The following is a 14790-nucleotide window of genomic DNA, read 5'->3' as shown; positions in this document are numbered from 1 at the left end:
TCCGCGGAATGCCATTTCATTTGCGGGCTATTCATATTGAAATTTGCTATAGAGGGCCAAAGATGCAGGCCGATCACCTGAACCTGCGCCACCTGCGCGCCTTCACTGCCGTGTGCCAGAACGGGAGCGTCACGGCGGCTTCGGACGTGGTTCACCTGTCGCAGCCGGCGATTACGCAGGCCGTTGCCGGGCTGGAGGTCAGCTTTGGCGTTGCGCTTTTTACCCGGTCGCACCGCGGCATGTTTCCGACCAAGGCAGGCGACGTGCTGCAATCACGCTGCGAACGGGCGCTGGGGCTGCTGCATGATGCAACCACCTCGCGCCGCAAAGGTGCCCAAGCCCATGCCTATGCCGATTCGCTGACCAGCACGCAGCTTAGGGCGCTGATCGGAGTGGCCTCGCATGGCAACTATTCCGTCGCGGCGCGAGCGCTTGGGGTGTCCCAGCCTTCGCTGCACCGCGCGGCACGTGAATTGGAAGCGCTGGCCGGGCAGGCTTTGTTCCTGAAATCGCCCAGCGGAATCACGCTGAGCCCAAGCGCCACAGCCCTTGTGCGCGCCGCGCGCCTCGCCTTTGCCGAATTGCGGCAGGCCGGGGATGAGATCACGGCGCTGGAAGGCGCAGGCATCGGCGAGTTGCGCCTTGGCAGCCTGCCGTTGTCACGCGGCACGCTGCTGCCTCTCGCGCTGAACCGCCTGACCGAACTGCATCCCGGCGCCCAGATTACCGTCAACGACAGCCCTTACTCCGAGATGCTGCACGCGCTGCGCAATGGCGAAATTGACCTGATGCTGGGGGCTTTGCGCGATCCGCCCCCCGCACCAGATGTCACACAAGAGCCTGTCTTTACGGACAAACTGGGGATCTATTGCCGGCCCGACCATGCCTTGGCGGGGCATGTGCCGGATCGCGCCACGCTGGCCCGCTTTCCATGGGTCGTTGCCCGCAAAGGCACCCCGACGCGCGATCACTTTGACCGGTATTTCAAGGGTACAGGCACCGGCCCGATCATCGAGGCCAATGCCATGGTGCTGGTGCGCGGCCTGCTGGTTGGGAGCGACAAGCTGGCGATGATTTCGAACACGCAGGCCGCCGATGATCTGGCATCTGGGGCGCTGGTCCGCCTGCCTGTCGATCCCGGAGATGCGCCCCGCCCGATCGGTCTGACCACACGCAGCGATTGGCAACCGACCCCGTTGCAAAGGACGTTTCGTGAGGTGTTGATAAAGGTGGCTCAAAGCCGGACGCTCTGAATCTCCTTGCACTCTGAAAGCAAGCCGCCTATATCGCCTTCAACAGCGAGGCGCTGGGGTCCAAACCCGCCGCCCACCGGAGACGCATCAACGGGCCGCTGGCCCGTTTTTTTGTTTCTGGCGCATGACAGAAATCCAGTGCCCGAAAGGCATGCCCGAATGAGTGACCTGATCGCAAAGACCGCCATCGACAAGCGCCTGTCCGAGATCCTGACCCCGGTGATCGAGGATATGGGGTTTGAACTGGTGCGCATCCGTCTGATGGGTGGCAACACGCCAACCCTTCAAATCATGGCCGAACGCCCCGAAGGCGGCATCGAAGTCGATGAATGCGCGCAAATCAGCACCGCCGTCAGCGCGACGCTGGATGTCGAGGACCCGATCACCGACGCCTATAACCTTGAGGTGTCCAGCCCCGGGATCGACCGCCCTTTGACCCGCCTCAAGGACTTTGAGACCTTCGAGGGATATGAAGCCAAACTCGAGACCGCCGATTTGATCGATGGGCGCAAGCGCTTTCGTGGTATTCTGGCAGGCGTCGAAGATGGCGAGGTCCTGATCAACCTCGACGAGGGCACTGTTGGCCTGAAATTCGACTGGCTGGCCGAAGCCAAGCTGGTCATGACAGATGAGTTGATCAAGGAAATGCTGCGCGCTCGCAAGGCCGCATCCGTAGACGAAACCAAGTTCGATGAGATCGAGGCCGAAGGGCCCGAGGAGGAGTAAGACAGATGGCAATCACCTCTGCCAACCAGCTTGAGCTTTTGCAGACCGCCGAGGCCGTAGCGCGCGAAAAGATGATCGACCCTGGTCTGGTCGTCGAAGCGATGGAAGAATCGCTCGCCCGTGCGGCCAAGTCCCGCTACGGCGCCGAAATGGACATCCGCGTCCACATCGACCGCCGCACCGGCAAGGCGACCTTCACCCGCGTCCGCACCGTGGTCGAAGAAGAAGAGCTGGAGAACTACCAGGCCGAGTTCACTGTCGAGCAAGCCAAGCAGTATATGGCTGATCCCAAGATCGGTGACACTTTTGTCGAGGAAGTTCCTCCTGTGGAACTGGGTCGCATCGCCGCGCAATCGGCCAAGCAGGTCATCCTGCAAAAGGTCCGCGAAGCCGAGCGTGACCGCCAGTACGAAGAATTCAAAGACCGCGCAGGCACCATCATCAACGGTGTCGTCAAGCGTGAAGAATACGGCAACGTCATTGTCGACGTGGGCCGCGGCGAAGGCATTCTGCGCCGCAACGAAAAGATCGGCCGCGAAAGCTATCGCCCCGGCGACCGCATCCGCTGCTACATCAAGGATGTACGCCGCGAGACCCGTGGCCCGCAGATCTTCCTGTCGCGCACCGATCCGCAGTTCATGGCCGAACTGTTCAAGATGGAAGTGCCGGAAATCTATGACGGCATCATCGAGATCAAGGCCGTGGCCCGTGACCCCGGTTCGCGCGCCAAGATCGGCGTTATCTCATATGACGGCGGCATCGACCCGGTCGGCGCCTGCGTTGGTATGCGTGGCAGCCGTGTTCAGGCCGTTGTGAACGAGCTTCAGGGCGAAAAGATCGACATCATCCCGTGGAACGAGGACATGCCGACCTTCCTGGTGAACGCGCTTCAGCCTGCCGAAGTATCCAAGGTGGTTCTGGACGAGGACGCCGAGCGCATCGAGGTTGTGGTTCCCGACGAACAACTGTCGCTGGCAATTGGTCGCCGCGGTCAGAACGTTCGTCTGGCCTCTCAGTTGACCGGTCTCGATATCGACATCATGACCGAGGAAGAAGAGTCCAAGCGTCGTCAGGCCGAGTTCGAAGTGCGGACGAAACTGTTCATGGACACACTCGATCTGGACGAATTCTTTGCCCAGTTGCTGGTCTCGGAAGGCTTTACCAACCTCGAAGAGGTCGCCTATGTCGAGATTGACGAACTGCTGGTCATTGACGGCGTCGACGAAGACACCGCGAACGAGTTGCAGACCCGCGCCCGTGAGAACCTCGAAGAGCAGGCCCGCAAAGCTTTGGAATCCGCCCGCGAGCTGGGCGCCGAGGACAGCCTGATCAACTTCGAAGGCCTGACGCCTCAGATGTGCGAAGCACTGGCAAAAGATGGCGTGAAGACGCTGGAAGACTTTGCCACCTGCGCCGACTGGGAACTTGCCGGCGGCTGGACCTCGGTTGACGGTCAGCGCGTCAAGGACGACGGCCTGCTGGAACCCTATGACGTGAGCCTTGAGGATGCGCAGACCATGGTCATGACCGCGCGCGTCCTGCTGGGCTGGGTCGACCCGACCGAGCTTGAAACCGAGGAAGAGCCGGAAGACGGCGAAACCGAAGAGAGCGAGGCATAAGCGCGAAATGAGCCGCGGTGGTCACGCAAAATCCCGTGAGGACGGGCCGGAACGCAAATGCATCGCCACCGGCGAAGCACAGCCGAAAACCGGCCTGATCCGCTTTGTTGTTGGCCCCGAGGGTCAGGTCGTGCCTGATCTCACTGGAAAACTGCCCGGACGTGGCATATATGTAGCAGCCCAGAAGGAGGCCTTGGAAAAGGCCTCCAAGAAGGGATTGTTTTCCCGCGCCGCAAAGCAACCGGTCACTGTGCCAGAAGATCTGGTGAATGTGGTCGAGCAGATGCTGTCGCGGCGCGTGGTTGACCTCATAAGCTTGGCGCGCAAGTCAGGCGATGCGGTCGCAGGGTATGAAAAGGTGAAGGACTGGCTGTCCAAAGAGGTGGCCCGTGTCCTGATCCAAGCCGAAGACGGCTCGAGCCGAGGTAAGTCGAAACTGAGCACGCCTTATGGCGGCACTTATATCGGCTGGCTGACGGCGGATGAACTGGGAATGGCCTTCGGGCGACAATCTGTGATACATGCAGCGCTTGGCGCTGGCGGTCTGGCGCCGCGTGTTGTAGAGGAAGCCCAAAGATTGAAGGGTGTACGTGTCGGAACGTCTGACACGGATCGCGCTGGCAGGGGCCAGCGGAAAGGATAAAGAAGCTTCATGAGCGATAACGACGGTAAGAAAACATTGGGTTTGCGCGGAGGCGCCCGCTCGGGCAACGTGAAGCAAAGCTTCAGCCATGGGCGGACCAAGAACGTCGTGGTGGAAACCAAGCGTAAGCGAGTCGTTGTGCCCAAACCGGGTGCTGGCGGCGCGGCTGGCGCAACTGGCGGTTCGGTCGGTGGCTCTGGGACAAAACGCCCTGCAGGCATCTCCGACGCGGAAATGGAACGTCGCCTGAAGGCGCTTCAGGCCGCAAAACTCCGCGAAGTATCTGAAAAAGCCGAGCGTGAGGCCGCCGAAAAGGCCCGCGCCGAAGAGCGCGACCGCATGCGCGCCGAGAAAGAACAAAAAGAGCGCGAACAGCGCGAGGCGGAAGAACGCGCCAAGGCCAAGGCCGAAGAGGAAGAGCGCAAGGCTCGCAAGGCCGCCGATGCCGCCAAGGCCGCAGCCGCTGCACCCGCGCCCTCTCCGGACGAGCCGCAGCGCGCAAGAACCGCTCCCAAGGAAAAAGAGGCACCTCGCCGTCCCGCAGCCCCCGAGCGCGAAGATCGCAATCGCGGCAAGGCCCGGGATGATGGTGGTCGCCGTTCCGGCAAGCTGACGCTGAACCAAGCCCTTGGCGGCGAAGGTGGTCGTCAGAAATCCATGGCCGCAATGAAGCGCAAGCAAGAGCGTGCGCGTCAAAAAGCTATGGGCGGCGCACAGGCGCGCGAAAAGGTTGTGCGCGACGTGCAACTGCCCGAGGCGATCACGGTGGCCGAGCTTGCCAACCGTATGGCTGAACGCGTTGCCGATGTGGTCAAATCGCTGATGAACAGTGGCATCATGGCCACTCAGAACCAGTCGATTGATGCGGATACCGCTGAACTCATCATCGAAGAGTTTGGTCACAAAGTTACGCGTGTGTCGGACGCTGACGTCGAAGACGTCATCAAAGAGATCGAGGACAACCCCGAAGACCTGAAGCCGCGCCCCCCGGTCATCACGATCATGGGCCACGTGGACCACGGCAAAACCTCGCTTCTGGACGCGATTCGCGATGCCAAGGTGACAGCCGGCGAAGCCGGCGGGATCACCCAGCATATCGGCGCCTATCAGGTGACGACCGACAGCGGCACTGTGCTTTCGTTCCTCGACACGCCCGGCCACGCCGCCTTTACCTCCATGCGTTCGCGCGGGGCTCAGGTGACGGACATCGTTGTTCTGGTTGTCGCTGCGGACGACGCGGTGATGCCGCAGACCGTCGAAGCCATCAACCACGCCAAAGCGGCTAAGGTCCCGATGATCGTTGCGATCAACAAAATCGACAAACCCTCGGCCAACCCGACCAAAGTGCGCACCGACCTGCTGCAACACGAAGTCGTCGTGGAACAAATGTCCGGTGACGTGCAGGACGTCGAAGTCTCTGCCGTGACAGGTCAGGGTCTGGATGAACTGCTTGAGGCCATCGCGCTTCAGGCGGAAATTCTGGAACTGAAAGCGAACCCTGATCGTGCCGCCCAAGGCGCTGTGATCGAGGCCCAGCTGGACGTTGGCCGCGGCCCGGTCGCGACGGTTCTGATCCAGAATGGTACGCTGCACCAGGGCGATATCTTTGTGGTCGGTGAGCAGTACGGCAAGGTCCGTGCGTTGATCAACGACAAGGGCGAGCGCGTGCAGGAAGCTGGTCCTTCGGTTCCGGTCGAGGTGCTTGGTCTGAACGGCACACCCGAAGCGGGTGACGTGCTGAACGTGACCGAAACCGAAGCGCAGGCCCGCGAAATCGCCGAATATCGTGCGAACGTGGCCAAGGAAAAGCGCGCCGCCGCTGGCGCCGCGACGACCCTTGAGCAACTGATGCAGAAGGCCAAGGAAGACGAAAACGTTTCCGAACTGCCGATACTGGTCAAAGCTGACGTGCAAGGTTCCGCCGAAGCGATCGTTCAGGCGATGGAAAAGATCGGCAACGACGAAGTCCGCGTGCGCGTTTTGCACTCGGGCGTGGGCGCCATCACCGAAACCGACATCGGCCTGGCCGAAGCGTCGGGGGCACCGGTGTTTGGCTTCAACGTCCGCGCCAACGCCTCGGCCCGGAACACTGCCAACCAGAAAGGTGTCGAGATCCGCTATTACAGTGTGATCTACGACCTCGTGGACGATGTGAAAGCAGCGGCCTCGGGCCTGCTGTCCGCCGAAATCCGCGAAAACTTCATCGGATATGCGAATATCAAAGAAGTCTTCAAGGTAACCGGCGTCGGCAAGGTTGCTGGCTGTCTGGTGACCGAAGGTATCGCTCGCCGTTCCGCAGGCGTCCGCCTTCTGCGCGACAACGTGGTGATCCACGAAGGCACGCTGAAAACGCTCAAGCGCTTCAAGGATGAAGTTGCCGAAGTCCAGTCCGGACAGGAATGCGGCATGGCCTTCGAGAACTACGACGATATCCGCCCCGGCGATGTCATCGAGATCTTCGAGCGCGAGGAAATTGAACGTTCGCTGGACTGATCCCAGTCCCGATATCAACAGAAAAGGCGCCCCGAGAGGCGCCTTTTTTGTATTCGCTCAGGCCTTGATAAGCTGGGTGACGTGTCACCCGAACTTGCCTTAAGCGGCTTTGGAAACCGGTAAGCCGGTAAAGATACGGTCGCCGACGCGAACGGTGATACGACCGTCTGGAAGTGTCTGTTCCAGAAGGCCCTGCACGGAAACGCAGCTTCCCAAAATTACAGTGCGCAACATGCCATGAACTCCCCAATGTCAATGACAGCTCAAAAGGTAGGCCGGATTAGTTAATTAATCCAGAAAAAGCAGTTAAAAAACTGTCACAATTGTTCGATTATTTGGCGGAAATATTATGCACTTGCGCATTTGGATAACAATATTACCCATGTGAGCGTTAACTACGATTCAACCTAGAGCCAGTCGCGGAGAATCGGAATTAGCGGGATGTCTGCTGGCGGCATCGGGTAGTCCCGAAGCTTGGTGGGTGCGACCCACTTCAGCGTCTGCCCTTCGATGGACTGCGGAATGCCTTGCCACTTGCGACAGGCAAATAGCGGCATCAGCAAATGGAAGTCGTCATAGCTGTGCGAGGCAAAGGTCAGGGGCGCAAGGCAGCTGGCCCAGGTATCGATACCCAGCTCTTCCTGAAGTTCGCGGATCAGCGCAACTTCCGGGGTTTCGCCGGGCTCGACCTTTCCCCCAGGAAACTCCCAAAGTCCGGCCATGGACTTGCCCTCGGGGCGCTGCGCCAAGAGGACCCGGCCATCGGGATCAATCAAGGCAACCGCGGAAACGAGAACAGTTTTCATGAAGTGGTCTTTCCAGATGGACGGTCGCAAGGCGGGGACAGTCCCGCACCCGCCGTAGAATTCAGGCTCAAGAAATCAGGAGCGGTAGTCCGCGTTGATCGTGATGTACCCGTGGGTCAGATCGCAGGTCCAGACGGTGGCTGTGCCCGCGCCGAGGCCGATGTCGACGTTAATCTCAATCTCGGGCTGCTTCATTTTGGCGGCGCCGTCCTCTTCCAGGTAGGTTTCGGCAACCCACCCCTTTTCTGCCACGAGGATATCGCCAAATCTGATCGACAGAGCATCGCGATCCGCCGCCGCACCGGACTTGCCCACGGCCATAACGATGCGGCCCCAGTTCGGATCCTCGCCCGCGATCGCCGTCTTGACCAAAGGCGAATTGGCGATCGCCAGAGCATGGGTGCGGGCATCCGCGTGAGAGGCAGCGCCAGTGACGTTGACCGTGACAAACTTGGTCGCGCCTTCGCCGTCCCGGACCACCTGATGCGCGAGGTTGCGCATGACCTCATGAAGCGCGGCCTCAAATGCGGGTTCATCCGTGACATCGACCTCCGAGGTGCCAGTGGCCCCCATCAGCAAGGTGTCCGAGGTCGAAGTATCGCTATCAACGGTGATGCAGTTGAAAGTCTGGTCGTTGAGACGGCTCAGCATCGCCTGCAAATCGGCGCGACCAATCCGGGCGTCAGTGAAGATATAGACCAACATGGTGGCCATATCCGGCGCGATCATTCCCGATCCCTTCGCGATCCCCGCAATGTGGACGCGTTGGCCATCGATATCGACCGTCACCGTGGCTCCCTTTGGGAAAGTGTCGGTGGTCATGATCGCCTGGGCGGCGGACTCGATGCCGTTTTCATCAAGGCTGTCTTGCAGGACGCCAAGCTTGGCGATGATCCGGTCATGCGGCAGGCGTTCGCCGATCACACCGGTTGAGCTGGTGAATATGCGATTGGCGGGCAAGCCAGTGAGCTCCGCCGCCGCGTCGCAGATCGCCTTGACCGACCCATCACCGGCACGGCCCGTGAAGGCATTGGAATTGCCTGAATTCACAATGATTGCGGCGCCCGCGTCGCTGTCCTCACCAATCTTTGCCTGACAGTCCAAGACATTGGACGATCGTGTGGCCGAGCGGGTAAAGACCCCCGCAACGACGCTGCCCGGATCGAGCAGCGCCAACATGACATCCTTGCGCCCCTGATAGCGGACGCCCGCCTCGGTCGCGGCAAAGCGCACACCTTTGATGACGGGCAGCGCAGGGAAGTGTTCCGGGGCGAGGGGTGAGACGGGCGCAGGTTTAGCCAATTAGTCCTCCAGCAGGTCGGTGTTGGTCAGAATTGACGGATCGAATTCCGACTTATCCTTCTTGGTGACATTCGCATCTGCAACCAGACTGTCAATATAGCCCGAGACGGCCTCTTGCTGAAGCGTGCCGACGATCTGTTCGCGAACGGCGTCGAGTTCGGGCGCTTCTTTGGCGCGGGAATCGTTCAGTTTGATGACGTGCCAGCCGAATTGCGTCTGAACCGGACCGGTCACATCGCCGGGCGACAGGCTTTCGACGGCCTTCTGGAAGGGCTCGACCATCATGCCGGCACTGAACCAGCCCAGCTCGCCACCATTGGGTCCAGAAGGGCCAGTCGATTTTTGCTTGGCGGTTTCTGCGAAATCCGCACCTCCCTTGACCTCGGCCAAAATCGCGGCGGCCTCTTCTTCGATTTCCACAAGAATGTGGGAGGCGTTGTATTCCTGCCCCTTCTCACCGTTGACGTATTGGCTTTCATAAGCCGCCTTGATCGCATCCTCGGTCACGGCCTGTTTGGCGACGACAGTGATTGCTTCGGCCGCCATGAGCGAGCGACGCTCGTTGTCCATCGCAAGACGGACACGGCGGGTTTCCTTGGCCAAATCGTCTTGTGCCATGGCTTCTTGCTGAACCAGTTGGTCAAGAATACCGTCCCAAAGTACGTCGGCAGGCAGTTGCTGGTATTGCTCGGGAAGCCCCGAACGCACCAGGATCATGTGACCCAGCGTGATTTCGGTGTTACCGACAGTGGCGACCACGGTATCGGCCGAGACATCCTCGGCCTGAGCGGGCAGCGCCGCCATGATTGCAAAGGCAGCGGCGCTCAGTTTCATGAGGGTTTTCGACATCGGTATTGACCTTCTAGACATGGCCGCGACACTGGCGGCGTTGACACTCTCCGGCCCGCCCCTTACATGCGCAAAAGGCTCTGCGTGGCCGGTCGTTCCCCTGTTTCATATGGGCTGTGTGCGAGGCGAGCAAGCAGATGCCGCACACGAAGATGGGAACAGGTACGACAGGCATGCTGGGAAAAATCGCGCGTAAGGTGTTTGGCACCCCGAATGATCGCAAGGTCAAGGCTACCCGCCCTCTGGTCGAGAAGGTCAATGCGCTGGAGCCTGAGTTCGAAAAACTCGACGACGCAGGCCTGATCGCCAAGACCGAAGAATTCAAAAAACGCGTTGCCGAGGGCGAAAGCCTCGATGCAATTTTGCCCGAAGCCTTTGCCAACTGCCGCGAGGCTGCCAAGCGCGCCTTGGGCCTGCGCGCCTTTGATACGCAGTTGATGGGCGGCATTTTTCTGCATCAGGGCAATATCTCGGAAATGAAAACCGGTGAAGGCAAGACGCTGGTCGCGACCTTCCCCGCCTACCTGAACGCCTTGACCGGACGCGGTGTGCATATCGTCACGGTGAACGACTATCTGGCCAAGCGCGACGCCGAGTGGATGAGCAAGGTCTACAGCGCCCTTGGCATGACGACCGGCGTGGTCTACCCGCGCCAGCCTGACGATGAGAAGAAAGCTGCTTACGCCAGCGACATCACCTACGCGACAAACAACGAGCTGGGTTTTGACTATCTGCGCGACAACATGAAGTCTGACCTCAGCCAGATTTACCAGAAAGATCACTATTACGCCGTCGTCGACGAGGTTGATTCGATCCTGATCGACGAAGCCCGGACGCCTCTGATCATCTCTGGCCCGTCCGATGATCGGTCCGAACTTTACGTCGGGATCGACAAACTCATCCCCGAGCTGACCGAAGAACATTTTACCATCGACGAAAAAACCCGGAACGTCACCTTTACCGACGAAGGAAACGAGTTCCTCGAAGATAATCTGCACGCGCGCGGATTGTTGCCCGAGGGGCAGACGCTGTACGATCCGGAAAGCACCACAATCGTGCACCACGTCAACCAGGGCCTGCGCGCGCACAAGCTGTTTACGCGGGACAAGGACTATATCGTTCGCGATGGCGAAGTTGTCCTGATCGACGAATTTACCGGCCGCATGATGGCCGGGCGCCGCCTGTCCGAAGGTCTGCACCAAGCCATCGAGGCGAAAGAAGGTTGCGAGATCCAGCCCGAGAACGTCACGTTGGCCAGTGTGACGTTTCAGAACTACTTCCGCCTTTATGACAAACTGGGCGGCATGACCGGCACCGCCGTAACCGAGGCCGAGGAATTCATGGAAATCTACGGTCTCGGCGTGGTCGAAGTTCCGACCAACCGTCCGATTGCGCGGATTGACGACGATGACGCAGTTTACCGCACTGCACGCGAAAAATACGAGGCGATCGTCAAACAGATCGGCGAATCGCATGCCAAGGGCCAGCCTGTGCTGGTTGGCACCACGTCGATCGAAAAGTCCGAAATGCTGAGCCAGATGCTGACGGCGGCAGGCCATAAACACAACGTTCTGAACGCCCGCCAGCACGAACAAGAAGCGCAGATTGTCGCCGACGCAGGTAAGCTGGGCGCAGTGACCATCGCCACCAACATGGCGGGCCGCGGCACCGACATCAAACTTGGCGGCAACGTCGACTTCAAGATCATGGAGGCCATCGCTGCCGATCCCGAGGGTGATCCCGAGGCGATCCGTCAGCGGATCGAAGCGGAACACACCGCCGACGAACAGGCGGTCAAGGACGCAGGCGGGCTTTATGTTCTGGCCACCGAACGCCACGAAAGCCGGCGGATCGACAACCAGCTGCGCGGCCGCTCGGGCCGTCAGGGTGACCCGGGCCGCTCGTCCTTTTATCTGTCGCTTGAAGATGACCTGATGCGCATCTTCGGCTCGGAGCGTCTGGAAAAAGTGCTGTCCACGCTTGGCATGAAAGAGGGCGAGGCGATCGTGCACCCTTGGGTGAACAAGTCGCTGGAGCGCGCGCAGGCCAAGGTCGAAGGCCGCAACTTTGACATCCGTAAGCAATTGCTCAAGTTCGACGATGTGATGAACGACCAGCGCAAGGTGATCTTCAGCCAGCGCCGCGAGATCATGGAAGCAAAAGACCTGTCCGAGATCGTGCAGGACATGCGTCACGAAGTCATCGACGATTTGGTCGATACCTATGCCCCGCCCAAGGCCTATGCCGATCAGTGGGACGTTCAGGGCCTTTACGCGGCCTGTATCGAAAAGCTGGGCATTGACGTACCCGTTATGGCTTGGGCCGAAGAGGACGGTGTCGATCAGGAGGTTTTGCGCGAACGTCTTGAGGAAACATCAGACAAGCTGATGGCCGAAAAGGCCGAGGCCTTTGGCCCCAACACCATGCGCCAGATCGAAAAGCAGGTTCTGCTGCAGACCATCGACGGCAAATGGCGTGAACACCTTTTGACGCTGGAGCATCTGCGCTCGGTCGTGGGCTTTCGTGGCTATGCGCAGCGCGATCCGCTGAACGAGTACAAGACCGAAGCCTTCCAGCTGTTCGAAGGCCTTTTGGAAAGCCTGCGCGAACAGGTCACCACGCAGCTGTCGCAAGTTCGACCGATGACCGAAGAAGAGCAGCGCATAATGATGCAACAGATGGCGCAGCAGCAATCGCTCGCGCAGCAAGCCGCTCAGGATGCGCAGGCCAAGCACGAACCCGTGCTGCCCACCGCCGAGGATTCGACGGAACTGACGCCGCTGGTTGAGGGTTTTGATGAAGAAAACCCCGAGACTTGGGGCAACCCGGGCCGCAACGATCTTTGTCCTTGCGGGTCAGGCAACAAGTTCAAGCATTGCCACGGTCGCCTGTCCTAAGACCCTACTTTGAAGAAGACGGTCAAGTTTGCCCCAAGGTCTTTATTTTGGGGCGCCGAAAGGCGCCCCTACTTCATTTGGTATCCGGCGTTTAGGAAATTTTTTTCATTTCCAAGCCATTTCGGGCCGCCTACGCTGGCTGGCCTCCAGTCCGCCGCGCCACCTGAGGGACATCATGGCACCGCAGGGTGGCACTCTTGCGATGATATTTGTCGACCTCGACCACACCACCCGTGCCGTTACGCTGGTCTCCTCGCATGCACGGGCTCGAGCGCCTTCAAAAAAGGCTCCGAAGGCATCCGCACACTGCCAAACGACGCATCCCATTCAGCATATCACCGATTACCTTTTGTCATCCTCGCTGAATGGTCACGAGGACTATGTCGGAGCCTCGAATGTGACCTGGCCAATTCGGAGGACTGAAGCCAGTCAAGCGATCTCCGAAACGAACCTTTCCCCACAAAGGGCTTATTTTGTTGAAAAACTCGCCCTTGATCGAAGGGCTCTCGGCTGATTCAATTCCCGCAATCGGTGGGAGGATCGGCGATGATGGGACCGCGGCAGGAGGCGCAACCGGCGCTGTTTTATGAGTTCTCGCTTGAGGATCATGTGCCCCAGAGCCACCTCCTGCGGTCGATTGAGCGGTTCGTGGATCTGTCCGGTATCCGCAGCTACCTCGCCGATTTCTACAGTCACACGGGGCGGCCGTCCGTTGATCCCGAACTCCTCATCCGGATGCTGCTGGTGGGCTATTGCTTCGGCATCCGGTCCGAGCGTCGGCTCTGCGAGGAGGTGCATCTGAACCTGGCGTACCGGTGGTTCTGCCGCCTCGATTTGAGCGATCGCGTCCCGGACCATTCAACTTTCTCGAAGAACCGCCCTTTCGTGACCTTGCTACGCAAGGCACTGTCGGGTGACACATGGCCGTTTCCGGGACAGCGAACTGCTCCGCCACCTGTTCGAGACGAGCGTCGCGCGGTGCATCGAAGAGGGCTTGGTCAGCGGGCAGCGCATGGCCATCGACGCCAGCCTGATCGAGGCCGATGCCAACAAACAAAACTCGACGCCGAAGGAAGAATGGGATCCGGCGCAGGTCGATCCCGCCGACGCACCGCGGGCTGTTCGCGAGTATCTCGAGACGCTGGACGAGGCCGCGTTTGGTGCGGCGAGCGAGGTTCAGCCCAAGTTCACCTCGCATTCCGGCCCGGCCAGTCAGTGGACTGCGGCCCGCAAGGGACCGGTATTCTTCAGCTATTCCGACAATTACCTGATCGACACGGACCATGGCGTGATCGTGGATGTTGAAGCGACACGGTCGATCCGGCAGGCCGAGGTTGGTTCGACCAAGACCATGCTGGAGCGCGTGAAGACCAAGTTTGACCTCCACCCGAGCGGCTCATCGCCCCCTCTCGTGACATTGCTTCGCAATGCACTGCCGGGCAGTGGATACCGCCTATGGCACTGCGCCAATGCTGGGCTGGCTGGTCGATCAGAAGATCGCGCCCCACATCCCGGTCTTGGACAAGTCTGGGCGCAGCGACGGGACCTGGACCCGCGCCGACTTCGAATGGGATGCGGAGAACGACCAGTACATCTGCCCCGAGGGGCAAGAACTGAAGCAATTCCGTCGGAACTATTCGGACCCGAACCGCGGCCCGAGCGGCAAAGGCACAGCCCGGTATCGCGCGCTGAAAGAGGTCTGTCAGGCATGCCCATCAAAAGCGAAGTGCTGCCCGAACGCGGATGCCCGCAAGATCACCCGTGAGGAACATGAGGACGCCCGGCAGGTCGCCCGGGACATCCACTGCCCGGCAGTGCATGTTTACATGCACGAGGGGGGCCAAAACCGAGCAATACGTCATCTCGATGAAGCTGCGGAAGAAGGTCGAGATGCTCTTCGCCCATCTCAAGCGGATCCTCGGCCTGGGCCGGCTCCGATTACGCGGACCATGCGGTGCAAACGACGAATTTCTCCTCGCTGCCACCGCCCAGAATCTCCGGAAACTGGCCAAGCTCCTTCCCGCACCGCAGCAAACGCGCAGCGCCCGACAGGAAAGGCACGCGCGCCACGTTCAGCTGTTGATATTCCGCGCCCGCGAACGGGTGTTTTTCCACGGAACCGGCCTATTTTGTTGAAAAACTCGCCCTTGATCGAAGGGGCGTCGGCTGATTCAATTCCTGCGTTGGATGGGAGGATCGGCG

General features: G+C 59.9%; 11 protein-coding genes and 1 pseudogene. 9 read left to right on the top strand and 3 right to left on the bottom strand.

Going from position 1 to position 14790, the window contains the following annotated elements:
* The first annotated feature begins 62 nt into the window (after nucleotides 1-62).
* The 5 genes from ACOYQJ_RS15225 (at nucleotide 63) to infB (ending at nucleotide 6734) form a co-directional block, all read left to right on the top strand.
* Nucleotides 63-1253, top strand: coding sequence for a LysR family transcriptional regulator (locus tag ACOYQJ_RS15225; RefSeq protein ID WP_422906893.1), 1191 nt, complete (start codon nucleotides 63-65; stop codon nucleotides 1251-1253).
* A gap of 159 nt (nucleotides 1254-1412) precedes the next feature.
* Nucleotides 1413-1979: a ribosome maturation factor RimP gene (rimP, locus tag ACOYQJ_RS15220; RefSeq protein WP_422906892.1), complete on the top strand. Its 567-nt coding sequence runs from the start codon at nucleotides 1413-1415 to the stop codon at nucleotides 1977-1979.
* A 5-nt stretch (nucleotides 1980-1984) separates the two neighbouring features.
* Nucleotides 1985-3598, top strand: a complete 1614-nt coding sequence (gene nusA, locus ACOYQJ_RS15215) for a transcription termination factor NusA (protein WP_422906891.1) — start codon at nucleotides 1985-1987, stop codon at nucleotides 3596-3598.
* 7 nt (nucleotides 3599-3605) lie between these two features.
* Nucleotides 3606-4241: an RNA-binding protein gene (locus tag ACOYQJ_RS15210; RefSeq protein WP_422906890.1), complete on the top strand. Its 636-nt coding sequence runs from the start codon at nucleotides 3606-3608 to the stop codon at nucleotides 4239-4241.
* Nucleotides 4242-4250: 9 nt separating this feature from the next.
* Nucleotides 4251-6734: a translation initiation factor IF-2 gene (gene infB, locus ACOYQJ_RS15205; RefSeq protein ID WP_422906889.1), complete on the top strand. Its 2484-nt coding sequence runs from the start codon at nucleotides 4251-4253 to the stop codon at nucleotides 6732-6734.
* Nucleotides 6735-7141: 407 nt separating this feature from the next.
* On the opposite strand, the gene mutT is transcribed toward infB, so the two are convergent.
* From mutT to ACOYQJ_RS15190, 3 genes are all read right to left on the bottom strand, one after another.
* A complete protein-coding gene (gene mutT, locus ACOYQJ_RS15200; RefSeq protein WP_422906888.1) occupies nucleotides 7142-7540 on the bottom strand; it encodes an 8-oxo-dGTP diphosphatase MutT in 399 nt (132 codons plus the stop codon).
* A gap of 75 nt (nucleotides 7541-7615) precedes the next feature.
* Nucleotides 7616-8842 (bottom strand): bifunctional glutamate N-acetyltransferase/amino-acid acetyltransferase ArgJ, encoded by a 1227-nt coding sequence (argJ, locus tag ACOYQJ_RS15195; RefSeq protein ID WP_422906887.1) that lies wholly within the window; start codon nucleotides 8840-8842, stop codon nucleotides 7616-7618.
* The gene (locus tag ACOYQJ_RS15190) at nucleotides 8843-9691 is read right to left on the bottom strand and encodes a peptidylprolyl isomerase (protein ID WP_422906886.1); all 849 of its coding nucleotides are present in this window, start codon (nucleotides 9689-9691) and stop codon (nucleotides 8843-8845) included.
* A gap of 173 nt (nucleotides 9692-9864) precedes the next feature.
* On the opposite strand from ACOYQJ_RS15190, the gene secA reads away from it, so the two are divergent.
* From secA to ACOYQJ_RS15170, 4 genes and pseudogenes are all read left to right on the top strand, one after another.
* On the top strand, nucleotides 9865-12588 hold the full coding sequence (gene secA / locus ACOYQJ_RS15185) for a preprotein translocase subunit SecA (protein ID WP_422906885.1): 2724 nt from the start codon (nucleotides 9865-9867) through the stop codon (nucleotides 12586-12588).
* Nucleotides 12589-13134: 546 nt separating this feature from the next.
* Nucleotides 13135-13455 (top strand): annotated as a pseudogene (locus ACOYQJ_RS15180) (transposase); the annotation flags it as partial.
* Between the two features lie 46 nt (nucleotides 13456-13501).
* Nucleotides 13502-14353, top strand: a complete 852-nt coding sequence (locus tag ACOYQJ_RS15175) for a hypothetical protein (RefSeq protein ID WP_422907047.1) — start codon at nucleotides 13502-13504, stop codon at nucleotides 14351-14353.
* Complete coding sequence (locus ACOYQJ_RS15170) at nucleotides 14332-14724, top strand: transposase (protein ID WP_422906884.1); 393 nt, start codon at nucleotides 14332-14334, stop codon at nucleotides 14722-14724. The genes ACOYQJ_RS15175 and ACOYQJ_RS15170 overlap by 22 nt, the downstream gene beginning before the upstream one ends.
* Nucleotides 14725-14790 lie beyond the last annotated feature (66 nt).

This window comes from Pacificoceanicola algae, from assembly GCF_049341065.1.
Classification (GTDB): Bacteria; Pseudomonadota; Alphaproteobacteria; order Rhodobacterales; family Rhodobacteraceae; genus Pacificoceanicola.
The sequence above is the reverse complement of the archived record's forward strand: the minus strand, read 5'-3'. Positions and strand labels throughout refer to the sequence as shown.

What these genes read in the sequence shown, in the direction of transcription:
- ACOYQJ_RS15225 (WP_422906893.1), top strand. Translation starts at nt 63, where the DNA reads ATGCAGGCCGATCACCTGAACCTGCGCCACCTGCGCGCCTTCACTGCC.
- rimP (WP_422906892.1), top strand. Translation starts at nt 1,413, where the DNA reads ATGAGTGACCTGATCGCAAAGACCGCCATCGACAAGCGCCTGTCCGAG.
- nusA (WP_422906891.1), top strand. Translation starts at nt 1,985, where the DNA reads ATGGCAATCACCTCTGCCAACCAGCTTGAGCTTTTGCAGACCGCCGAG.
- ACOYQJ_RS15210 (WP_422906890.1), top strand. Translation starts at nt 3,606, where the DNA reads ATGAGCCGCGGTGGTCACGCAAAATCCCGTGAGGACGGGCCGGAACGC.
- infB (WP_422906889.1), top strand. Translation starts at nt 4,251, where the DNA reads ATGAGCGATAACGACGGTAAGAAAACATTGGGTTTGCGCGGAGGCGCC.
- mutT (WP_422906888.1), bottom strand. Translation starts at nt 7,540, where the DNA reads ATGAAAACTGTTCTCGTTTCCGCGGTTGCCTTGATTGATCCCGATGGC.
- ACOYQJ_RS15190 (WP_422906886.1), bottom strand. Translation starts at nt 9,691, where the DNA reads ATGTCGAAAACCCTCATGAAACTGAGCGCCGCTGCCTTTGCAATCATG.
- secA (WP_422906885.1), top strand. Translation starts at nt 9,865, where the DNA reads ATGCTGGGAAAAATCGCGCGTAAGGTGTTTGGCACCCCGAATGATCGC.
- ACOYQJ_RS15170 (WP_422906884.1), top strand. Translation starts at nt 14,332, where the DNA reads ATGCCCGCAAGATCACCCGTGAGGAACATGAGGACGCCCGGCAGGTCG.